Below are 20,999 nucleotides of genomic sequence, written 5' to 3' on the forward strand. Positions count from 1 at the left end.
GCACGCCCTTTGCTCTTGCCCCCTCTGGATAGCCCAGGGCGGCGCAGCCGCCCCTACACGACAGGTCCGCTAGCGGGTCGTTGAAGGGGAAAATCGAGTTTCAGGCCTTGGGGGCAATTCAAATTTTGCCCAGAGGGCGCGTTAGCGGCCTCTGTCCTTTTCCCTTCGTTCTGCAAGGGGGGAATGAAGCGGAATTTCCAGACTCTCAGGGGTAAAAGGAAGGATGCCCATGCGGGCGTTGTAAGCCTCCTGGGCGACAAGATCGCCGGGGTGGCGGATTTCGGCCCACTGGTGCGTCGGAATGTCCCCCATGAGCGCCATTTCGCTTCTGACGGCTTCGGCATCTGCCAGCTGGGCCTTGCGCTGTGCATGGCTGCGAATGGTGCCGACAGTGCTGGACAGGCTCTTGGCGATACGCCCGGCCAGGCGCTGCGCCCGATTGGGCACAGGGCCAGATCCTTGGCGATCCGGGTGAGCTTCCAGCTTCACGCCACGGCGCTTCAGGATCTGGCGCATCAGGATCTGTGCCTTGAGGGGGAGCCGGGAGATTTCGAAGAAATAGGCGTTGGGCGCGGCCTTGGTCATCTGGCCTTCAGTGTTGCCCGTGGGTTCACAGCGACGCACCCAATCGATCAGCCCGAGGTCGCGCAGAATGTTGAGGTGCTGATAGACCGTATCGCGGCAGCACTCGGCAGCGTCCTTGATCATCTCATAGGTCGCGATGCACTCGCCCGTGGCGTAGTCCATGAAGCTCAAGACCGCTTCGAGCGTCGCCAGAACGTTCCATTTCAGCTTTCTGGCCTTCTTGGGAGCCTTGCCCTCCGGGCGGCCCGCCTCGACATATTCCTGCCAGGCCTTCGCATAGCTCGTCCGGGCATCTTGATTGGACTGCTTGAACCACCTGGTCGCCACTTCGATGATCGTAGCGCCCACGATCCGGCCCTGGGCCGGGCTCCCGTCGCCCCAGAGGCGCCCAACGCGCGCGCGCGGATCGCTGACCTTGTAGGTACGGCGCCAGAAGCGGACTGTGGCTTCGGTTGGGGTCTTGTGGCTGATGCTCGACAGCAGCGAGCCGAAAGAGACCGCGCTCATCGTGCGGCCTCCCAGGCGGGGATCAGCGGCGCGGCAGATCCATGAAGTGTTCTGGCGAGGAGAAGCCCTTGAGCAGCATATCGGCCCATTCCTGCGCCAGCTGCCTGCGCCGCGCCATGTACGCGGCCCGGTTGTACCGGGATTCGACGCCCGAAGGGACGTGCGCCAGCATCAGGTCGATCACCGCCCTGTCGCCGGGCCGCTCCAGATCGAGCGCCCGCTCGTTCATGATCGTGCTGAAGCTGGCCCGCCAGCCATGCGGCACATGCTTGCCCTCCCAGCCCAGCACGCGACGATACGCGATGTTCAAGGCGTTGCTGGTGATCGGGCGATGCGAATGCCGCGCCGAGGGGAAGAGATACTTGCAGGCCCCGGCCAGTTCCATGGCCGCCTTCACCGTTTCGACCGCCTGCCTGGACAGCGGGATGACGAAGTCGAAGGCATCGCTTTGCGAGTCGACCTTGCGCAGCTTCATCTTCGCGGCAGGCACGCGCCAGTGCGGGGAGGGGCCGTCCAGATCCTTGAACTCGCCCGGCTGCGCCATCTGCACCATGCCCGGCCTTGCGGCGGTCAGCGCGAGCAGGCGCGAGGCCAGCTTCGTCGACGGGTGCGCCGGGATGCGCTCGAACGCCCGCAAGAAGTCCCGCGCCTGATCGATCGACAGGGCTGCCGGCTGCTTTCGCTTGATTACCTTTTGCAGCACCAGCGACACGCCCGCTGTCGGGTCGAATTCCGTCAACTCGAACGCAATCGCATACTGAAAGACAGAGGAAATCCGCTGCAACAGCCGGTGCGCGGTTTCCAGCGCGCCGCGTTCCTGCACATCGAGCAGCAGGTCGCGAATATCCCCGGCACGGATCAGCCGCACATCCATTTCGCCGATGATCGGGAACACATCCCGCCGGAGCGAATGGATCACATCGTCCGCATGCCGTTCCTTCCACCGGGGAACCTGCCTGCTGTGCCAGGCTTCGGCCACCGACGCGAACTTGCTTTCGTGCGAAGCCGTGATTTTGCGCCGCTGTATCTTGGTGTTGAACTCCAGGGCAGGATCTCGCCCGTCCCTGAGAATCGCACGCGCCTTCATGCACATTTCGCGCGCCTGCGAGATCCGCACCTCTGGATAGGGCCCCAGGGAAAACTGCTTTTCCTTGCCCCGCACGCGATATTTCAGGCGCCAGCTCTTGTGCCCGGTCGTGCTGACAAGCAAGTGCAGGCCATGCCCGTCGAACAGCTTGACGGGCTTGTCGCCCGGCTTCGCTGCTTTGCACTCCTTGTCGGTCAGCACCAAACGCCCCCAGTCGCGCAAATGGATGCCCCCACAACGCCCCCGCATAATGGGGGAAGCCGTGGGAAGGCATGGGTGAACTTGATCCGGGCGAATTGCTGAAAATCCACCAAAAATCAAGCTTTTCGGGACGGTTTGGAAGCCCTGGGAAAGGGCTAATGGCGGAAGAGGTGACTGTCTGACATTTGCCGAAAACTCGCAGAATTACGTGGGTTCGAAGGATGCTTTTTTGCTCGATACCCCCATCAGTTCCCCAAGGTTGGGGAACCGGTTCTGGCCTGATTGGCCTGCCAGTGGGCGATTTCGGATTCGAGCCAACGGACGCAGCGCGGGGTGATGCGCAGCGGGCGCGGGAAGTCTCCGGTGCCCAGGAGGCGGTAGATCGAGCTGGCCGAGAGGCCGGTGATCACTTCCACCTCCTGACGGCGCAGCTGGCGCTCGGGGCGGGCGATGACGTGGATGTCGAAGTCTTCGGGCAGGGCGGGAGCAGTGGCGCGGCGAACCATTGAGGTGATCCTTTGAAAGGGGGCGGTCAGTCGAGGCCGAGCGCGTTCTTGTAGACGTCGAGGATGGCTTCCATCTGGCGGCGGTCTTCGGGCTTCATGCGGCGCAGGCGCACGATCTGGCGGACGCACTTGGTGTCGTATCCGGCGGCGCGTATATCGTTGTAGACGTCGCGAATATCCTCGCTGAGCCCGCGCTTTTCCTCTTCGAGCCGCTCGATGCGTTCGATCTCGTGTTCCAGGCGCTCGTCGGCGGCGCGATGTTTGTCGGGCAGGGGGACGGGGATGGTGAGCTGGTCTTTCATGGCGGCCCTCATCCGAACAGGCCGGGCAGCAGTGTCGGGCCGCAGCGCGTGAGCATCCACAGGACGCAGACCACGCCCAGCACAACACCGCCCACGCCTACGGCTTCGGATGCGTCGATCAGGTCGTCACGATGGCGCTGGAGGCGGTGGGTCGCGTGCTGGTAGCGGATTTCCTCGCGCTGCTTGCGCGTGAGGCGGCGGGAGCGGGGGCGCAGCATCAGCAAGTTCCTTCCGGGCCATAGAGGGCGTCGAAGCGCGCCTTGTTGTCGCGCCGCCACTGGCGTGCGGCTTCGAGACAGGCCTGCCGGTCCTTGCTGTGCACATGCCGCATCCCGGTGCTGTGATCGGGCACGGGGTAGAGCGCGTCGAAGTGGGCCTTGTTGGCCAGATGCCAGGCGCGCGGGTTGCTGGTGTTGTTCCGGGCGAGCGAGCCGTGGTCGTAGGGGAAGTGGGCGGGCGCGGCGCGGGGCATCAGGCGGCCCTCCGGCGCTGGCGGGTGCCGCCGTGGAGCAGCTGGCGGGCAGGAGCGCCCGAGCGGGTGCAGTCCGGACACCAGCAGGCGCCGTGGCGGGCAGTCCAGCCCATAGGCAGGAGGCCGTCAGCGGCGCGGTGTTCGTTGCCGCAGCTGCATTCGAAGCTGGCGGGTTGGGATTGGGCAGAAAGACGCATGGAGGCGGTCCTTTCGGGCAAGGCTTTCCCGTCGCCGGAAACGAGGCCCGGCGGCGGGGAAGCGAAAATGTGGCGGCGGTCAGGAAAGAGGGGCGATCAGCCGGGCAGCTCGGGCGGGCAGGCGCTGTCGAACAGTTCGGGCTGGGCCGTGTCGCGGGGGCGGGTGATCTCCATGGCGTCCTGACGGCTCACGGCGCGCAGGGGCAGGGTCACGCGCGGATCGGGGATGGCGCTGGGCACGATGCCATAGTCGTAGGTCTCGCTGGCCTTCCACGTATGGCCGCAAAACAGGTTCGTGCACTGGTAGTAGATGTCGCGATGGGTCGGCGTGATCTCGCGGCTCGACCGGCGGCGCCCGGCAAACTTGCAGTGCGGGCAGCGCAAGCGGTCGGTGCGGCCAAGGGCCAGCGGATCATGGCCGGGATCGGGCAGCGAGGCCATGGGTCAGGCCGCCCCGGCTTGCGAGCGGCCCAGCGCGGCCAGCCCATCGGTGAGGGCGGCCAGCGCCTCCTCGCCTTCCTTGCGGGCGCGGCGAAGGGCCTGGGCATCGTCGGGATTGAGCGCGGCATCGAGCAGCGCGGCCACGGCCTCGCCGCTTTCCTTGGCGACCGAGGCGGCGGCGCGGGTCATGCACAGATCGCCAGCGGCGGTCTCCAGATCGACCTGAAAGCTGTAGACCCGGTGCAGGGGCGCATGATCGCCCCCGGCGGCGAGGAAGGCCTTGTCGAGCCGCAGCGCGTCGATGATCGAGATCTCGCTGTCGGCATCCGGGTCGGACCACATGCGCACCAGACGCTCGCTGCGTCCGACGATCATCGCGCACTTGTCCCACCCGATGCGCCCGGCAATGACCGTGAGCGCGCGGTGAAAGGTGAGGGGATCGCGACGCTTGGTCATGCCGCGCGCTCCTGCAAAGCGCTGTTCTGATTGAAAGAGACGCGCTGCGTGCCCTGATCTACACCTTTCCAGGCAGGCGAGGGGCCAAGATCGGCCGGGTAGATGTCGGGGCGCAGGAGGTGACGCGGAATGCCGGTGGCGGCTTCGACGGTGAGGACATGCTCTGCCGGGAGACGTTGGGCAGACTGGACCCACTTCCATACGGCAGGCTGTGAACGACCGCACACACGAGCCAGCGCAGATTGGCCACCTGTTGCATGTACGGCTGCCTGTAGGGCTTCAAATGGGGACATTTGAGTGTGCATAACGCCATCTATCGAAAAAGCGTTAGGTGCGTCAAACGAAAAAGCGCAATGGGCATCTATAGCTAAACCTATAGACTGCCTTGGCATGACCTTAGGCCAGCGAATTTCCGAACGTTTGAGTGTGATGGGGCTGTCGCAGTCTGAGCTTGCGCGTCGGGTCGGCATGGCCCAATCATCTATTCACGCATTGATAAATCGTAATAAAGTTGGCTCAAAACACCTTCATGTGATTGCACGGGAACTCGAAACGACCCCGGAATATCTGACTGGGGTGACCGACGATCCTTCTGCCGGATTCGTGCCGGTTCCATCTGCATCTGCCGTTGCAGCCGAGATGGGCATGGTCGAGGTCCGCCAAGTCGACTTGGCGATCGGAATGGGCGCCACCTATCTCGATCAGCCCGTCGAGGAAGTTCAGCACCTGTTCCCGCGCGAATGGCTGAATATCTATACCCGCGCTTCGGCGGAAAAGCTCCTCATCGTCAAAGGCTCAGGGGACAGCATGGTCCCCACGATGCATGACAATGACCTGCTGCTGATCGACACCTCGCAAAATGCGCCGCGCCTGACCGATCAGGTCTGGGCTGTAAGCTACTGCGGCCTGGGCTGCGTCAAACGCCTGCGCCCCACCAACGACGGAGGCTGGCTCCTCCTGTCCGACAACCCAGCCATCAGCCCCATCACCGCCTACGACGGCGAACTCCACGTTCTGGGCCGCGTGGTCGCGTTCTTTCGGAAGATGTGACCCGCGAAGGGGGCCGGATGGCTCCCTCAGATTACGCCCGAGAGTTAAAAACATCCATAATGGATGTTTAATTTCAATATGTTGCCTCTTCCAAGGCCTTGCTTCAGAAGGCCGCGCATCCCCCCGATTCGTTTCACGAATGCTCGCACGGGGACTTGATGTGTTTTCAGGGGCAGTATGGAACAAGCCACAGCCATTCCTGCGACGCGTAGCGTTGCAGATGAGCAGCAATCGCAAGGACGGGAGCGCATGTCAGATGCTCCCGGATTGTGCCCTGTTTGCGGCTCCCAATCCTTCATTCTGGAAGAATCCGTTACCGATCCATGGTTTGGGTATCCAGGGGCGTGGCGATATGATCGCTGTTCGTCAAAGAAATGTGGGATTGCACATATTGCCAACCCTTTGACGCCCGAAAAATTGGCTGAAGCCTATGGCAATTATTATACGCATAGTGCTTCGCCACCTGATAAAATCGAAGTCGCGCTTGGTCGCTGGATAAACCGGCGTAATCGCCACCATGGCGATAAGTTTCCTTCTCTGCCATTTCTGTTCCGAGAAGCAGAATATCGGATACTTTTGTCCGGTGCTGTGCCGTCTTCAAAGCAGAAGGTCGCGTTGGACGTCGGCTGCGGTTCGGGGGAAAGGCTCGACTATTTATCCAAAATTGGATGGGGGACAGCGCTCGGGGTAGATCCTGATCCCATCGCTGTAGCCAATGGAAAAAGGGCAGGGCGTCAGCTTTTGCTGGGGTCTGCTGAAAATATACCGATGGATGACAACTCGGTAGATATTATTTTCCTGCACCATGTTGTCGAACACCTGTGGGAGGTCAGGCCTGCTTTGACCGAGGCGAAGCGCGTATTGCGCCAGGGCGGGCATGTGGTCATCGCCACTCCCAACCTCGATAGCGCCAACCGCAGAAAATGGGGGCGCTGGTGGCGCGGGTATGAAGCGCCGCGTCATTTGCGGCTCTACACGTTGTCGGCAATGCAGGATGCCCTGCGGGATACCGGCTTCGGAATCCATCTGGCTCGCTGCTCCGCCCGTGCGGCGCCAGCTTGGGACCGGGAAAGCGCCCGCGCAAGCGGTACTGATAATTCATCGAAATTGTTTGGATGGTGGCAAGAGGACAGAAAGGTTTTGCGAGGGAACGCCAGCCTGTTGGCAGGGAACCATGATGGCGATGAACTTCTGGTCGTCGGGAAGGTTATCTGATCAGAGCACACCCGGCGGTAATTGTTTTGCGATTTCCCGCGCGGCCATGGCGCATTGGCGCCAGACGCGGGCGAAGTCCTGCTGGGTGCCGCGATAGGGATCGGCGATTTCGCGGCCCTTGTGGTCGTTGATGGTGTCGAGCAGAAGGCTGATCCCGGCAGTGCAGTCTGCCGGGGCCAGCGCCCGCACATCGGCGAGGTTCTGGCGATCCATCACGAAGATGTGGGAGGCCTGCCGGAAGTGGTGCGGGGCCAGCTTTTTCACGCGATAAGACGACATGTCTATGCCGCGCACGAAACCTTCGCGGCGTGCGCGCTTGTCCACGGCCTGGCCGATGCGCCTCGCCCCGATCCCGACAGATAGAACCGGCGCCATGGTGCCGGTGCGGCGCATCTCGGCGCGCAGGGCGGCTTCGGCCATGGGAGAGCGGCAGAAGTTGCCCCAGCACACGAGCAGGACCGATGAAATGGCATAGGGCCTCATGCTGCGGTCTCCAGCGAGAGGCGGGTGGTCAGGCCGTTGGGGCCGTGGTCGTGGGTGGAGGCGGTTACTTTCCAGACGCCCTTGTCGATGTGGGGGCGGAAGCCGGACAGGGTTATGCGGGTGCCGGGGGTGGCTGCCGGGTCTCCGTAGGGGAGGGTCACTTCCATCGTGGCCGAGGCGCGGGCGAGGCGGGTGATTTCGGCCTGGGCGGCGGCGCGGGCGGCGGGTTCGTTGGGGTAGATGCGCTTGAGGCGGCGGGGGTTGGTGCCGCCGGTCGAGACGGTCTTGCGGCGGCCAGCCTGCTGGTCGTGCCACTGGGCCTGGGCGCCGTCGTGCGCCTTTTCGCGCGCGGCGCGGCGCCACGAGGCGGTGCTGCATTGCTGGCGGGTGATGGTGTGCGTGGGCAGGGGCCTGTTGCTGATGCTGGTGGTGGTGCCGCGCGGGGCGAAGAGCAGGGTTCCGGCCTTGACGGTGGCCAAGGCGTCGAACTGGCGGCCCAGATCGCGGATGAACTGCATGTCGCTCTTGTTGTGCTGCTCGGCCGAGGGGACGATCTGCCCGGCCAGATCAGGGTGGCAGGCGGGCGTGAGGGCGTTGTCGGCGGCGATCTGCTCCACGATCTGGCCCAGCGTGGTGGCGTGCCAGCTCCGGGTCTTGCGGGTGCGGAAGCTGCCCTTGAAGTTGGCGCTGTGGGCGGTGATGGTCACTCGGTCGGGCGGTCCGGACCATGTGAGTTCGTCCACGGTAAACGTGCCCTTGTTGACGAGGCCGAGGGGAACGCCCGTCCCGCGCGACCAGCCCAGCGCGAGGGACAGCGTGGCGCCCTGACGCGGGGGCAGGAACTGCGCGTCGGTGTCCTGCACGACGATTTCGAGGGCGTCGGCCTCTTCGCCGGACTTTTCGGTCAGGCGCAGCGAGATCAGGCGCGGGGCGAGGGTGGCGGTCAGATCCGCGCCGTCGAGCGTGACGCGCCACGCGGCGCGGGGCTGGGCATAAGGGGACGGATCAGACATCAGGCCACCCGCGTGAGTTCGAGCGTAAAATCGACCTTGCGGGCCAGACCGTTGTCGATCAGCAGCGCGCCTTCGTTGGCCAGACGGTCGATGGTGTAGGTGCCAAGGATCGTGCCGGTGCCGTCCATCAGGGGCCAGGCCTCGCCCTCGTTGGCCATTTCGGCGAGGGTCTCGATGGCCGAGGCGCTGCCCGCCAGTTCGGGGACGAGGGTGCCGGTGATCGTCACCTTGTCGTCGCCCGGCCCGACGAACTGCGAGGCCGCCGGGGCGAGGAAGCGATCATCGCGCGCGTGGCGCCAGGCGCGATCGCGCCCGATGCGGTCGGGCAGGAGGGTCTGGGTGTCGAACACGAACATGCCGATGGCGGCGAGCATGGCGGGCCTTTCTCAGGTGTCAAAATCGTCGGCAAAGCGGCCCGAGGCGCGCTTTTCGCGGTCGATCAGCTGCATGACGCGGCGGGCCAGCGCCTCGGCATCTTCGCCGGGCTGCTGGTGGATGTTGATGGTGATCGGCGCGGCAGGGGCTGCGCGGGCACTGGCACCTTGCGGCCCCGTGCGGGCAAAGCCGGGCATGGCCGAGGGGGCGAGCGAGGGACCGGCCAGCGAGAGTGCCCCGGCGCCGGCCACGCGGCGGGCCATCTGCCCCATGGCGCGCAAGGGCTGTGCGGTGCCGCCGGTGATACCCTGGCCAAGGCCGGTGGTGATGTGGCCGCCCATCTCCATCATCAGGCGCGAAGGGCTTTTGATGCCGAAGTAATTGCGGAACGCGGTCATCCCTGCCTGGGCGATTTCGAGCAGGCGCGAGGCGAGGCGTCCGGGGATCAGGGCGTTGAGCAGGCCGTCCATCATCATGCCGCCGATCGCCCGCATCCACGCGGGCGCACCGTCCCATACAGCCTTGATCGAGGCCCAGGTGCGCTGGAAGAACCCGGTGATCGCGCCCCAATGGCTGTAGATCACATAGGCGAGCGCTGCGAAGACGGCGCCGATCACGATGGGCCAGAGACCGATGGCACCAATGATCGGGGCCAGTACCGCAAATGCGGCGCGGACCATCATGAAGCCGTTACGTAACGTCGCAAGCCCGGAAAGCACCGACCCGAACCCAAATTGCAGCGCGCCCAGCGCCATGCGGCCCGCGATGAAGGCGCTGGCCAGCGTCATGATCTGGCCAGCCAGTTCGGGATTGGCTTGCGCCCAGCGCGCGATGGCCGAGACGCCGGTGTTCACCCATCCGAAGAACTGCGTTACCGACGGGAGCAGGGTGGCGCCCAGCGTGATGGCAAGGGCGCTCATCGTGCCGGTGAAGCTTTGCCAGGCGACGGAGGCATCGAGTGCCTCGCGCTGGGCGAAGGCGGCCTGCACCGTGCCGCCGCTCTTGCCCAGATCGGCCCTGATCTTGCGATAGTCGTCCATGTTGAGGATCAGGGTGCGCAGGGCCGACTGGGCCTGCATGTCCTCGACCACCAAGCCCAGCTTGGACAAGTCGCCGCCGGTGGCCTTTTGCGTGATCGCGGCCAGGGCCTCCATCGGGGTCTTGCCCTGGGCATAGGCGGCCTTGAGCGCGGCGGGCAGGTCGACGCCGAAGTTCTTGGCAAAAGCCCGCGTGACGGTGGGCGAGTTGATCTTGGCCAGCAGGTTGGCGATGTTGGTGGCCGCTTCCTCGCTGGTGCCCGCGCCGCGCCGGGCGATTTCGAGGGCGGCGGTCAGATCGGCCACAGCGCCAAGGCCCGACTGGCCCAGCGCCTGGGCCTGCGCGGTGAGGCTGGGGAAGTAGCGGGCCATGTCCCTGACCTCGAACGCGCCCACGTTGCCGCCCGCCGCCATGATGTCGAGCGCCTTGCCGGTATCGCCCAGTCCGACCTTGAGGTTTTGGAGGTTGGCCGAGGCCGCCGCCGCGCCATCGGCGATGTCGACCTTCATCGCCGTGCCCAGACGGCCAATGGGTCCGATCATCTGCATGGCTTCGCGCGGGTCGATGCCGAAGCCCGAAAGCGCATCGACGCCCTGGCGCATGGCCTCGGGCATCTGGTGCGCGGCCTGCGCGGCGCGCAGGATGCCCTGGGCCATGGCGTTGGTCTGGTCCTGCGACAGGTTCGCCTTCTGGGCGATGTCGACCATGCCCGAGGAGAAATCCATCGCGGCCTTGCCCGCCAGAATCAGCGGTGCGGCCATGGCGGCCCCGCCCAGCACATTGTCGGTGCCGGCACTGCGCAGGGCCGCGCCGCGCTGGCCGATCCGGTTGGTATCGGCATGGAAGGCGTTGAGCGCCTTCTGCCGGTCGATCTGGGCGTTCACCTTTTCGAGCTGGGCGGCCAGATCCTTTTGCTGGTCGATCAGCGGGGAAACATTCCCGCTCGTCTTGCCGATCTGTTTGTCGAGATTGGCCATTTCCTTCTTGAGGTTATTGGCCTGTTTGAACATGCCCTTGAGGGCCTGGTCGCCGTTGCGCCCCAGGCCGATCAGGTTCCTGATCGCGCCCGAGAGCTTGTCGTTGCCGGTGAACGAGACGATCAGCGAGAGCCGGTTGTCGGCCAAGGGGTTACTCCGGGTTGTTCATGCGGTTCCACACCGCCACGGCGCGGCGGCGCCAGTCGATCAGTTCGGAAAGCTCCAGTTGGTTGAGTTCCCAGAGCGGCCAGTGGAAGACGGCGGCGATATCGGCGATCAGGCTTTCGACACTCAGGCCCCGCTCATCTCCCCGGCCATCCCCCCTGCCATCGAGGCCATGGCCTCGCGCTGGGCCTTGTTCAGAAAAAAACCGACCACCGTGCCGACCACTTCGGCCAGATCGTCGGCCTCGAGGGCGTAGAACTCGTGGGGCAGGATCGCGGGGGTGGTGATGCGCGGAATCACGCGGGCGACGGCATCGACATCGGCGGCCATCAGTTCGGTCAGTTTGGCCCCGCGCAGATCGCCGCCTTTGGGCTTGCGCACGATCACGCTTTCGACGGGACCACCGTCGCGCACGATGGGCTGGCCGAAGGCGATGGTGACGGTTGCGGGGGAAGCAGGGGTGAGCTCGGTCATGGGAGGCGATCCTGTGAGAAGAAGGGCAGCGGTCGGGCAGATCCCCTGCCGACAGGACCGCCTTGCTGTCGGCAGGGGCGCCGGGCAGGAAACTGCCCGGAACGGAAAAGGGGGATCAGCGACCGAGCGCGGCGCGAATGTCGGCGTAGCGGTCGACGCCCATGACGATGAAGATCATGTTGATCAGATCGATCTCGATCCAGTCGACGCCATCGACGATCAGGCGGTAATAGCTGCACGCCATCTTGTACTTGTGGACGGTGTTGTCGCCCGCCTTGGCATTGCCGAAGTCGATCTCGGTGTAGCGGCCCATGCACACGACCTCGATGGTCTTGACGGTGCCGGTCTGGTCTTCCTGATAGGCGCCCACGAAGCGCACGAGGGCACCGGCGAGCGCGGTGGTGCCGAACTGGGCGAGCGCGGCCTGAATCAGACCGCCCATGGAAAACTCGAACTCGAGCTTGTCGAGGCCCATGTCGATCGGCACCTGGCCGAGCATGCCGCCCCCGCGCCAGTCCTCGGTCTTGAGGACGAGCTTGGGGATGGTCACTTCCTCGGTTTCGGCCAGATGGCCAAGGCCGTCGAGAAGCATGTCCATTTGCTTGAGCTTGAAGGGGAACCCCATGGGGAATGCTCCTGGTTACGAGGCCAGCTGGCTGGCAAAATCGGCGTAGTAGCGGGCGGTCACCCGCTGGTTGAGTTCGAGGCCTTCGAGCGGGGCGACGCCGGTGAAGTCGTAGTCGAGCACGGCCTTGCCAGCGGCCAGATCGGCCTCGGCGTTGAGCGCGGGGTCGTACCAGCACGCGCCGCCGATCAGCCGCCCTTGCGTGACATAAGTGCGGATGCGGGCGTTGATGGTCTCGATCACGTCCTTGACCAGATGGATGGTCATCGGCTTGTCGCTGGCCCAGGCGAGGCCCTGCGCGATCTCGTCGGCCAGAACCTGCGAGGTGCGCGCAACGCTTTCGAAGGCATAGAGCGGCTCACTCGAACAGGTGCGGTTGCCCCAGTAGCGATAGCCACCGGCAAAGCGGACCAGCGTGGTGATCCCGGCGGCGTTGAGCAGGGCCGCGTCGGTGTCCTCGCTGCCGAAGTCGAAGGTGACGTCGACAGCAATGCCGGTGACCCCGGTGACCGGGACGTTCGAGATGGTCTTGTGCCAGCCCGTGTCGGCATCGATCCGGGCGCGCAGGCCCATGGCGCGGGCCACGGCATCGCCCGCAAAGGACGCGCTCCAGTTGGGCCAGATCATCATCATCTCGCGCTCGCCGAAGTTGGCGCGATAGGTGATCGCCTCGGCCACGCTTGCGCCTTGCCCGGCAAAATAGAGGAAGCCGCGCAGCTTCTTCGCCACCCCGGCAAAGTGCGCGGTGACGGTCTGGGTGTCGAGGCCGGGGGCGCCCAGAATGCGCGGGCGCTGGCCGGTCTCCATCTCGGCGCCGAGCAGCAGGTCGATGCCCGCCATGGTCACGGTGTCCTGATCCTGGGCGTCGACGGCCACGCGCACCAGCACGATCACCGGGCTGGCCTGATCGGCAATGGCGGCCAGCGCCTGGGGCAGGGTGCCGGTCTTGCCGATCGTGGCCAGCGCCTTGCCGACGTCGGTGATCAGCACGCGCGCGCCGAGCGGGAAGGCTGCGTCCGGGGCATCGGGCGCGGTGCCCACGATGCCGATCACGGCGGTCGAGAGCGAGGCGATCGAGCGGGCGCCATCGGTAAGAAAATTGGTCTTGATGCCGTGCAACATGCTGCTCTCCTGATCAGGCGGCGAGACGGGTGAGGGGGATGGTCAGGCGGGTGAGGGCATTGGCCGTGGTGCCCGCGCGGGTGCCGGTGATTTCGGTAACGGCCCGGCCCGAGGCCAGATCGCCCGAGACGGTGACCTGGCGCACCGTGATGCGCGGTTCCCACCGGGCGAGCGCGAGGGCGATGGCCATCGAAGCGAGCAGGAAGGTCGCGCGGTTAAGCGGGCGGTCGACCAGTTCGGCGAGCAGGCAGCCATAGTCGCGGCGCATGACGCGGGTGCCCAGCGGGGTGGTGACGATGTCCTCGCACGACTGGGCAAGGTGTTCGTCGCCCGAGAGCGTGGCGCCGCTCGTGCGGCTCATGCCGGTCGAGACTATCACAGGGGACCGCCGCTCTGGCCCGAGCCACCCTGCACGCTGCCGTGCCGGTGGGCGGAAAGGCTGATCCCGGCCCCGGTCACGTCGCCCGTCGCGGTGATCGTGCCGCTCACGGCCAGATCGCCGGTGAGGGCCAGTTTGCCACCATCGGGCAGCGCGAAGGCCAGAACATGGGCTTGCGGATCGTAGGACAGCACCGCGCCGTCGCGGAACCGGACGAGGTCGGTCACCCCGTTGCCGGGCAGGGGGAAGGCGTCGCAGGTGATGCCGCCCAGCGCGATGGCCGCGCCGATCTCGCCCGCCGGGCACAGCACCAGCACCTGTTCACCCACGGCGGGCGGTGCCCAGACGCGGGTCTGGCCCATGCGCGGCGCGGCCCAGCGGATCGGGCCGGTGCGCAAGTTGTCGTCGATCTCGACCACGCACGTTCCGGCGGTCAGATCGACCGAGACCACATGGCCAAAGCGGATCAGTTCGTCGGGATCGGTGAGGGTGCTTTCGGGGCTACGCATGGATGCTCATTGGCCATGGCCGCGCGCATCGGGCCATGGGGCGCGGTTGTGAGAGCAGGCCTCACAACGCGCGCGGGTGGCACAGGGGCCGGGGCCGGGGTGATAGCGGGGCCATGGTATCCAGCACGTCCGCCCTCGACCTGTCGCAACTCGCCCCTCCCGAGGTGGTCGAGCAGCTTTCCTATGAGGCGATCCGGGCCGCGATTGTCGATCAGCTGGTGGCCGAACTGCCCGCCTTCGACGCGACGGTGACCAGTGATCCGGCGGTCAAGGTGCTCGAGGTGGTCGCCTATCGCGAGATGCTGATCCGCCAGCAGTTCAACGAGCGGGCGCGACAGGTGATGCTGGCCTATGCCACGGGCAGCAATCTCGATCAGCTGGGCGCGCTGCTCGATGTGGGGCGTCTGGAAGGCGAGGACGACACGGCCTATCGCGCGCGCATCCAGCTGGCTCCCGAGGCGTTCTCGGTGGCCGGGCCTGCCAGTGCCTATCGCTTCTATGCGCTTTCCGCCGCGCCCACGATTGCCGATGCCAGCGTCGCCGCGCCCCGGCCTGACGACATCCGCGCGGTGGTCATGGGGTGCCTGGCCGCGCAAGGGGCCGTGGCCGATCTGGTCGCGGCGATGGAGGCCGCGCTCGATGCGATGGTCTGGCCGGGCACGGTGATCATCTCGCTGCTCTCCAGTCTGGGCGATGGCTCGGCCAGCGCGGCGGAGATCGAGGCGGTCGAGATGGCCGTCGCCGAAGACGTGCGCCCGCTGACTGACTGGCCGAAGGTCGTTTCGGCCAGCATCGTGCCCTACGAGATCGACATCGACCTGACCATCTACACCGGCCCTGACGAGACCGTGGTGCTGGCCGCCGTGCAGCAGGCGGTCGAGGCCTATCGCGCCGGGGCGCGCAAGCTGGGCCGGGCGATCACCCGCGCCGGGCTGTTCGGCGCGGCGATGGTCAGCGGGGTTCACAACGCGGTGATCAACCAGCCCCCGGCGGATGTGCCGATCACCCGCCAGCAGGCGGGAGCATGCCTGGGCGTGGCGGTGCGGATTGCTGGCCATGTCGACTGATAGCCTGCTCCCGCCCAATGCCACCCCGCTCGAAACCGGGCTGGCGCGGCTTGGCCAGCGGCTCTCGGCGGTGGAACTGCCGATTGCCGATCTGTGGAACCCGCAGACCTGCCCGCTGCCCGCGCTGCCCTGGCTCGCCTGGGGCCTTGCGATCAGCCACTGGAAAACGGGCTGGAGTGTGGAGGCCAAACGCGCGGCCATCGCGGACGCGATCCCCTATCATCGTCGCAAGGGCACCCGCAGCGCCGTCGAAGAGGTGCTGGGCCGCTACCATCCCTCACTCAAGCTGATCGAGTGGCATGAGGCCGTGCCCCGCCGCGAGCCGCATACGTTCGAGGTACGCGCCCCGGCGGACGTCGGTGCCTTTTTCCTGACACCGGCGATGTCCGAGCAGATCATCGCGGATGTCGACATCGCCAAACCGGCCCGCTCCCATTTCCACTTCGTCCATGTACTCGACACGAGTGCAAGCCTGTTCCTTGCCGTGGCGGGCGCCGGTGGCGCGATGTTCCGCACCGATGCCGCAGCGCAGCTGGACACCTCCCGCGACTGGTCGGCGGTGTTCCAGACAGAAACAGGCGAGCCGCTCTTCCTGCCTGATGGCAGCGACTATCTGGAGACACACTGATGACCTCCCTGGTCTTCCACCTCACCGCTGCCGGTGTCGCGGCGGTGACCGCTGCTGCCGGTTCGGCGTCCACGGTGATCGCCCAAGTCGGGCTGACCGCCACCGCCTTTGATTTTGCCCCCACGCTCACCGCGCTGCCCGGTGAGTTCAAGCGCCTCGATGGCGTTGCCGGTACTTCTGCCGGGGACAACATCGTCCACATTGAGGCATTCGATAATTCGCAGGATACCTGGACCGCAACCGGTGCCGGGATCTACCTGTCGGATGGCACCCTGTTCGCCGCGATCAGTTCGCCCGACCCGATCCTGTCAAAGGCCGGTCTGGCCTTTGCCCTGGTCGCCTTCGACGTCGCGTTCACTGCCGAAATCGTCGAGAATATCTCGTTCGGCAATCCGGCGTTCACCCCGCCGCCCGCCACGACACAGACCCGGGGCCTTGTCGAACTGGCCACCGTGGCCGAGGCGCAGGCCGGGATCGACGCCCTGCGCGCCCTCACACCCCAGGCCGCCCAGGCGGCCATCCTCGGATGGCTGCTGACGCAGGATGGGGCAGGTTCGGGCCTGGACGCGGACCTGCTCGATGGCCAGCAGGGCAGCTATTACACCGACATCGCCGCGCGTCTCGGCTATGTGCCATGGGGACCGACCAACGACGGGGCGGGGAGTGGCCTCGATGCCGATCTGCTCGACGGTCTGGACAGCAGCTATTTCGTGAACATCCCGGCGCGTCTGGGATACACCCCGGTCAACAAGGCGGGGGACAACGTTACCGGCACCTTTGTTTTCGGAACGGCAGGTGGGAACCGGGCGGAGGCACGCGCCAGCGGCGACTTGCACACCCGTACAGGACCCGATCGCGGCATATTGCGCTTCGGTGACAGCAATACGCGTTACATAGAATACAATGGGTCACGGTTTTACTTCAACGAATGCGAGATATACAGTGGTCCCAGCAATTCGCTGACGTGGAACGCGGGTAACGACGGCGCCGGTTCTGGTCTCGATGCCGATCTGCTCGATGGGCAGCAGGGCAGCTGGTACGCGGACATCATCGGCCGACTGGGCTATGCCCCGGTGCAACAGGGCACGGGTGTCGGCCAGCAGTCCAATGCCATCAAGATTGGCTGGAACGGCAGCAAGTTGCAGCTGACCGTCGACACTTACGATCAGGGCAACATCGTCACCGAGCCCAATCTGGCGAACGCGACCCTGAACGTGAACGCCGCCTACGTGCAGCGCAACAACAACCACTTGTGGGGGCCCGACAACGACGGTTCCGGCTCAGGCCTCGACGCGGACCTGTTCGACGGTTTTCAGGCCGATGCCTTCGCGCGGATCACCGCCCAGTCGATCGGCAGCACCGGCTATCTCGCTCTGAGCAACGGGTTGAAGATCGTCTACGGGACCGTTCCGTTGACGCAGGACACCTACAGCTACGCAACCTTTCCCATCGCGTTTGAAAACGTCCCGGCCGTGGTCTTCCCGACGATCGATGCCGTCAACAATGCGTCCGACCAGAATACCCTGCTGACGGCCAGGACGGTCAACGGCTTTACCGTCTTTCAGGCCGCCGACATCTCCAATGTCACGCTCCCCTACATCGCAATCGGACGGTGAACGATGATCTACTTCAGCCCCTCGACCTGCGGCTTCTATGAGGACGGGCACGGCGCTCCCGCGCCGCCTGACGCCATCGCGATCACCGCCGACGAACGCGACCGCGCCCTGGCCGATCTGCGGCCCGGCCACAGGATTGTCGCCGGGGACGATGGAAAGCCGGTGGTCGCCGCGGCCCCGCTCTCCCGTGACGACGTGCTGGCCGTGATCCGCCGCCGCCGCAATGTCCTGCTGGCGGCCTGCGATTGGACGCAGGCCGCCGACAGCCCGATCCCCGACACTGCTCGCAGCGCCTGGGCCGCATACCGCCAGGCCCTGCGCGATCTACCCGGCACTGCTGCCGATCTCACCCCTCTCGCATGGCCCCTGCCGCCCGCCTGAAAGGACACCCCATGGCTGACCTGAAAACGAAGATCGGCGCCTATGACCGCGCCACCCGCACTGTCCCAGTGACTTTCACCAGCGGCGCCATCGTCCATGACCGTCGCGTCAACGCGGTCCTGAACGACGATGGCCGCTACGACCAGGCCGCCACCCAGGCCCGCGTCGCGCAGGTCGCGCTGGGCGTCGCCCACAAGATCGCGGTCGGCGCCATCGCGGCGCAACCGGCCACGCCCGACGAGGACGCCTGACATGGCAAAGATTACCGATCTGCCGGTGCTTGCACCCGATGACGTGGATGGCCAGGAAACGCTGCCTGTCGTGAAGGGCGAAGACATGGTGCGCCTGCGGGCCAGGCCGCTCGTGGACGCGCTCGCGCAGCCTCATGTGCAACAGGCACAGGCGTGGGCCGAGGGGATCGAGCCAGATGGTCCTGGCAGCAAGAGCGCGCGCATATATGCAGAGGAAATGGCCGCCAGCAGCGCGCGGCTCGATTTGCTTTCCACCGACGTAGGCAGCAGCGTTGCATTCACGGATGCTCTTGGCTTCGAGAGCAGCCGTTTGAGCCATGTTTGGCTCACTGCTGGCGCGTTTGACACACCGCTGCTGGGCTATGCTGGCGACGGACGTAAAATGAACTTTGTTGATTCACTCGGCTTTGAACACATAAGCCTGTCTGGCTCTGATATCGACCAGTCTCATCTGACCCAATCCGTTCTCGACCACGTCGAATTGTCTGCCGAGCGGTTCGATACGCCGCTCCTGGGCTATATCGGGGGCGGATCGCGGCTGAACTTCGTCGACGGGCTTGGTTTCGAACTGCCCGGAGCCACCGTTGGTGTCCCCGCTGCGGCGGCCACCCCCACGATTGCCGAACGGGACGAGGCAAACAAGGCGGCCTCAAGCTACATCCGCGCTCAGATCGTCCCGGCACCGCCGATGACGTGTGACTATGCGATTGCCGTCAGCGAAGGCCAGTCGTTTTCCATCGGTTCACAGGCAGGGGCAGCGCTGACCACGACATCGGGGTTGTCCTGCCTTATGCTGGGCGATCAGGTTCGTGCTGCCAGTATCGACGACGTCCATTATACCCCGATCGGCCCGGCTATGCTCAAGCCTTTGAGCGAAGGGCGACAGGGTCCAGGATCTGGTGGCAGCACCGTGGTCCCCGCTGGCGAGGGTACCGCCTATTACGGTGAAACGTACATGAGTGGGTGGCTGCGAACGCTCAAGGCCAGGATGGCCGCGATGGTTTTCCAACCCGATATCCCGTCCCGCAAATTGGTTGCCGTCGCGGCAGGTGTAGGTGGTCGCTCGATCGCGCAACTGTCAAAAGGCGCAGCGCCGGAAATCTACTTGCGTGGCAACGATGCCGTGCGTCAGATCGCGGCTATTGCCGCTGCGCAGGGTGAAACTGCCATCGTCTCGTCATTGTCCTGGTCACAGGGCGAAAATGACGCGGGGGCGGCGCGTGCTGCCTACAAGGCCGCACTAATCAGTTGGATTTCCAACAAGCGAGCCGATTATATGGCCCTGACCGGGCAGGCTGTCGCCCCCCTTGTATACCTGACCCCTCCCGGAGGGAGCTATACCCGGGATGACAACTTGCTGGGGGTCCAGATGGCCTTCCTTGATGTCGCCGACGAGGTACCTGGCGTCTATCTGGTCGGACCTTATTACCAGTATCCGGACCCGGGCGCTCATCTCCTTGCCAACAGCTATCGCTGGCACGGCTGCCAGATCGGAAAGGTCGCCTTCATCACGCAGGTGCTGGGGCGCGCGTGGCACCCGCTTCGCCCGCGCAAGGCAACGGTTAGGGAAACGACCCTGCTGGTCGATTTCCTTGTACCCTCGGCCCCGCTGCGATTTGGTACGCCTTACAATGGCGCCGCTGAGGTCAATACGACCGACAAGGGGTTTCGGGTGACCGATGGCGGTGGCGAAGTCCCTCTCACGGCAGTCGAGATTGTGGCGGACACTGTGGTCAGGATCACCCTTTCCCGCGTGATCAGCGGCACCGCCCGGCTCTGGTATGGTGACAAGACCTACCACGCTGGCATGGGCCAACTGTGCGACAGCGATCCCTGGACGCACGATTTTGTCTGGACTTACCCTGCCCCCGATCTGAGCGCTGGCGAGAACATTTCCGCCCTCAACAATCAACCTTACTGCGGGGCGAACTGGTGTGTGCAGTTCTGCCTTGATGTCGTGAAGGAAGCCTGATGCCTACTTTCCTCCTCAAAGACACGGATGCCTATGCCACTGCCAGGAAGTGGCATCCTGGCGTCGAAACCGGTCTCAAGGCTGCCCTCGTCGCAGGCGTCTCGGTGGACCGCTCGACTTTGAACATGGCCGAGGACGGTCTTGCGTTCACCGCCACCGGTAATCCCGCCGTATCGCCGAAATCGGCGGTCTACGGCAGTGCAGGCTGGGTCGATACACAGGTCGCCGAAACAGCCGACTGCACGGTCTATGCAATTGCAAGGCCGAACGCGATGGGACGCGGCACCTTCATCGGTAATTACGAGACGAACGGCCCGTGGGGCACTGCCCTGTACATGGAGAACGGCGGTGTGCTGAACTTCCACACCGGTACATATGACGGAGCAACCAGCGCGGGCACGCGAGTGGTCGCAACGCTTGGCGGCTATGCGGCCATCGCTCTTGCTGATGCCCCCTGGCGTATGCTGCGAGTGGAGGTTGACAGCTTGGCCCGTACCGCAACGCTGCGAGACCTGACCGCCGGTACGTCCTCCCAACAGACCTGGACATCTGGTCTGGTCCGCGATCTTCGATCGACCAGGCCGATGCGCATAGGCGCAGGCTTCCTGTCTACGTTCCAAGCCAGCGAGGAAATAATGGCTCTGCTCTGGTACAACCGGGTGCTTTCCACCATCGAGAAAGGTGCGGTTGAGACGCGCCTTAAAGCCCTTGCTGCCTATTGCGGTGCAGCGGTTTAACCAGCTCGCTTCACAGCGTCCCTATCGCCCCTTACGGAAGGGGGCTTGGGATGTTCCCGCATCTCGAAACCAGCGAGCCTGGATGCAGACTATACCCGCACGATGGCGCGCGGTGTTTTCAGTTAATATTCTCCGCGGAGATCAGTGCGGGGTTGTAGGCACCGGCAC

29 protein-coding genes are annotated in these 20,999 nt (G+C 65.0%); 9 read left to right on the top strand and 20 right to left on the bottom strand.

The annotated features are described in order from the left end of the window. Positions 1-141 precede the first annotated feature (141 nt). The 10 genes from SBI20_RS03370 to SBI20_RS03415 all read right to left on the bottom strand — a co-directional run bounded on the left by SBI20_RS03370 (position 142) and on the right by SBI20_RS03415 (position 5,224). A complete protein-coding gene (locus SBI20_RS03370; RefSeq protein WP_317973715.1) occupies positions 142-1,092 on the bottom strand; it encodes a helix-turn-helix domain-containing protein in 951 nt (316 codons plus the stop codon). 22 nt (positions 1,093-1,114) lie between these two features. After that, positions 1,115-2,380 carry a tyrosine-type recombinase/integrase gene (locus tag SBI20_RS03375; RefSeq protein WP_317973716.1) on the bottom strand — a complete coding sequence of 422 codons (1,266 nt, stop codon included), beginning with the start codon at positions 2,378-2,380 and terminating at the stop codon, positions 1,115-1,117. Between the two features lie 245 nt (positions 2,381-2,625). Further along, on the bottom strand, positions 2,626-2,886 hold the full coding sequence (locus SBI20_RS03380) for a helix-turn-helix transcriptional regulator (RefSeq protein WP_317973717.1): 261 nt from the start codon (positions 2,884-2,886) through the stop codon (positions 2,626-2,628). Between the two features lie 26 nt (positions 2,887-2,912). Continuing rightward, positions 2,913-3,188, bottom strand: a complete 276-nt coding sequence (locus SBI20_RS03385; RefSeq protein ID WP_317973718.1) for a DUF2312 domain-containing protein — start codon at positions 3,186-3,188, stop codon at positions 2,913-2,915. Between the two features lie 8 nt (positions 3,189-3,196). Beyond that, positions 3,197-3,406 carry a hypothetical protein gene (locus SBI20_RS03390; protein ID WP_317973719.1) on the bottom strand — a complete coding sequence of 70 codons (210 nt, stop codon included), beginning with the start codon at positions 3,404-3,406 and terminating at the stop codon, positions 3,197-3,199. Continuing rightward, positions 3,406-3,660: a hypothetical protein gene (locus SBI20_RS03395; RefSeq protein WP_317973720.1), complete on the bottom strand. Its 255-nt coding sequence runs from the start codon at positions 3,658-3,660 to the stop codon at positions 3,406-3,408. The genes SBI20_RS03390 and SBI20_RS03395 overlap by 1 nt, the downstream gene beginning before the upstream one ends. After that, positions 3,660-3,857, bottom strand: coding sequence for a hypothetical protein (locus SBI20_RS03400; protein ID WP_317973721.1), 198 nt, complete (start codon positions 3,855-3,857; stop codon positions 3,660-3,662). The genes SBI20_RS03395 and SBI20_RS03400 overlap by 1 nt, the downstream gene beginning before the upstream one ends. 96 nt (positions 3,858-3,953) lie before the next feature. After that, a complete protein-coding gene (locus tag SBI20_RS03405) occupies positions 3,954-4,298 on the bottom strand; it encodes an Ogr/Delta-like zinc finger protein (protein ID WP_317973722.1) in 345 nt (114 codons plus the stop codon). Positions 4,299-4,301: 3 nt separating this feature from the next. Further along, positions 4,302-4,754 (bottom strand): hypothetical protein, encoded by a 453-nt coding sequence (locus SBI20_RS03410; RefSeq protein WP_317973723.1) that lies wholly within the window; start codon positions 4,752-4,754, stop codon positions 4,302-4,304. Then, positions 4,751-5,224, bottom strand: coding sequence for a transcriptional regulator (locus SBI20_RS03415; RefSeq protein ID WP_317973724.1), 474 nt, complete (start codon positions 5,222-5,224; stop codon positions 4,751-4,753). The genes SBI20_RS03410 and SBI20_RS03415 overlap by 4 nt, the downstream gene beginning before the upstream one ends. Here SBI20_RS03415 and SBI20_RS03420 point away from each other — a divergent pair. Then, the gene (locus SBI20_RS03420; protein ID WP_317973725.1) at positions 5,145-5,804 is read left to right on the top strand and encodes an XRE family transcriptional regulator; all 660 of its coding nucleotides are present in this window, start codon (positions 5,145-5,147) and stop codon (positions 5,802-5,804) included. The genes SBI20_RS03415 and SBI20_RS03420 overlap by 80 nt on opposite strands. Positions 5,805-5,981: 177 nt before the next feature. After that, positions 5,982-7,019, top strand: coding sequence for a class I SAM-dependent methyltransferase (locus SBI20_RS03425; protein ID WP_317973726.1), 1,038 nt, complete (start codon positions 5,982-5,984; stop codon positions 7,017-7,019). Here SBI20_RS03425 and SBI20_RS03430 read toward each other — a convergent pair whose 3' ends face one another. From SBI20_RS03430 to SBI20_RS03475, 10 genes are all read right to left on the bottom strand, one after another. Further along, on the bottom strand, positions 7,020-7,502 hold the full coding sequence (locus tag SBI20_RS03430; protein WP_317973727.1) for a low molecular weight protein-tyrosine-phosphatase: 483 nt from the start codon (positions 7,500-7,502) through the stop codon (positions 7,020-7,022). Beyond that, positions 7,499-8,515 carry a contractile injection system protein, VgrG/Pvc8 family gene (locus tag SBI20_RS03435; protein ID WP_317973728.1) on the bottom strand — a complete coding sequence of 339 codons (1,017 nt, stop codon included), beginning with the start codon at positions 8,513-8,515 and terminating at the stop codon, positions 7,499-7,501. The genes SBI20_RS03430 and SBI20_RS03435 overlap by 4 nt, the downstream gene beginning before the upstream one ends. Continuing rightward, complete coding sequence (locus tag SBI20_RS03440) at positions 8,515-8,889, bottom strand: phage tail protein (RefSeq protein WP_317973729.1); 375 nt, start codon at positions 8,887-8,889, stop codon at positions 8,515-8,517. Before SBI20_RS03440 ends, SBI20_RS03435 begins: the two co-directional genes overlap by 1 nt. Before the next feature lie 12 nt (positions 8,890-8,901). After that, entirely contained in the window at positions 8,902-11,052 is a 2,151-nt protein-coding gene (locus SBI20_RS03445) for a phage tail tape measure protein (protein ID WP_317973730.1), read from the bottom strand. 4 nt (positions 11,053-11,056) lie between these two features. Then, complete coding sequence (locus tag SBI20_RS03450) at positions 11,057-11,200, bottom strand: GpE family phage tail protein (protein ID WP_317976027.1); 144 nt, start codon at positions 11,198-11,200, stop codon at positions 11,057-11,059. Further along, complete coding sequence (locus tag SBI20_RS03455; RefSeq protein WP_317973731.1) at positions 11,197-11,544, bottom strand: phage tail assembly protein; 348 nt, start codon at positions 11,542-11,544, stop codon at positions 11,197-11,199. Before SBI20_RS03455 ends, SBI20_RS03450 begins: the two co-directional genes overlap by 4 nt. A gap of 115 nt (positions 11,545-11,659) precedes the next feature. Further along, the gene (locus tag SBI20_RS03460; RefSeq protein WP_317973732.1) at positions 11,660-12,169 is read right to left on the bottom strand and encodes a phage major tail tube protein; all 510 of its coding nucleotides are present in this window, start codon (positions 12,167-12,169) and stop codon (positions 11,660-11,662) included. A gap of 15 nt (positions 12,170-12,184) precedes the next feature. Next, positions 12,185-13,291 carry a phage tail sheath subtilisin-like domain-containing protein gene (locus tag SBI20_RS03465; RefSeq protein ID WP_317973733.1) on the bottom strand — a complete coding sequence of 369 codons (1,107 nt, stop codon included), beginning with the start codon at positions 13,289-13,291 and terminating at the stop codon, positions 12,185-12,187. Between the two features lie 13 nt (positions 13,292-13,304). Next, positions 13,305-13,652, bottom strand: coding sequence for a GPW/gp25 family protein (locus SBI20_RS03470; RefSeq protein WP_317973734.1), 348 nt, complete (start codon positions 13,650-13,652; stop codon positions 13,305-13,307). 14 nt (positions 13,653-13,666) lie between these two features. Then, positions 13,667-14,179 (bottom strand): phage baseplate assembly protein V, encoded by a 513-nt coding sequence (locus tag SBI20_RS03475; RefSeq protein WP_317973735.1) that lies wholly within the window; start codon positions 14,177-14,179, stop codon positions 13,667-13,669. Between the two features lie 113 nt (positions 14,180-14,292). Between SBI20_RS03475 and SBI20_RS03480 the strand changes: the two genes are divergently transcribed. The 7 genes from SBI20_RS03480 to SBI20_RS03510 are packed head-to-tail and all read left to right on the top strand — an operon-like array spanning position 14,293 to position 20,831. Then, positions 14,293-15,246, top strand: coding sequence for a baseplate assembly protein (locus SBI20_RS03480; RefSeq protein ID WP_317973736.1), 954 nt, complete (start codon positions 14,293-14,295; stop codon positions 15,244-15,246). Then, positions 15,236-15,874 carry a phage tail protein I gene (locus SBI20_RS03485; RefSeq protein ID WP_317973737.1) on the top strand — a complete coding sequence of 213 codons (639 nt, stop codon included), beginning with the start codon at positions 15,236-15,238 and terminating at the stop codon, positions 15,872-15,874. Before SBI20_RS03480 ends, SBI20_RS03485 begins: the two co-directional genes overlap by 11 nt. After that, the gene (locus tag SBI20_RS03490) at positions 15,874-17,490 is read left to right on the top strand and encodes a gp53-like domain-containing protein (RefSeq protein WP_317973738.1); all 1,617 of its coding nucleotides are present in this window, start codon (positions 15,874-15,876) and stop codon (positions 17,488-17,490) included. The genes SBI20_RS03485 and SBI20_RS03490 overlap by 1 nt, the downstream gene beginning before the upstream one ends. A gap of 3 nt (positions 17,491-17,493) precedes the next feature. Continuing rightward, positions 17,494-17,871 carry a tail fiber assembly protein gene (locus SBI20_RS03495; RefSeq protein WP_317973739.1) on the top strand — a complete coding sequence of 126 codons (378 nt, stop codon included), beginning with the start codon at positions 17,494-17,496 and terminating at the stop codon, positions 17,869-17,871. 11 nt (positions 17,872-17,882) lie between these two features. After that, on the top strand, positions 17,883-18,122 hold the full coding sequence (locus SBI20_RS03500) for a hypothetical protein (protein ID WP_317973740.1): 240 nt from the start codon (positions 17,883-17,885) through the stop codon (positions 18,120-18,122). A gap of 1 nt (position 18,123) precedes the next feature. Beyond that, positions 18,124-20,094, top strand: coding sequence for a hypothetical protein (locus SBI20_RS03505; RefSeq protein ID WP_317973741.1), 1,971 nt, complete (start codon positions 18,124-18,126; stop codon positions 20,092-20,094). Beyond that, the gene (locus tag SBI20_RS03510; protein WP_317973742.1) at positions 20,094-20,831 is read left to right on the top strand and encodes a hypothetical protein; all 738 of its coding nucleotides are present in this window, start codon (positions 20,094-20,096) and stop codon (positions 20,829-20,831) included. The genes SBI20_RS03505 and SBI20_RS03510 overlap by 1 nt, the downstream gene beginning before the upstream one ends. Positions 20,832-20,999 lie beyond the last annotated feature (168 nt).

The sequence above is a fragment of the Novosphingobium sp. IK01 genome, assembly GCF_033242265.1.
Lineage (GTDB): Bacteria > Pseudomonadota > Alphaproteobacteria > Sphingomonadales > Sphingomonadaceae > Novosphingobium > Novosphingobium pituita.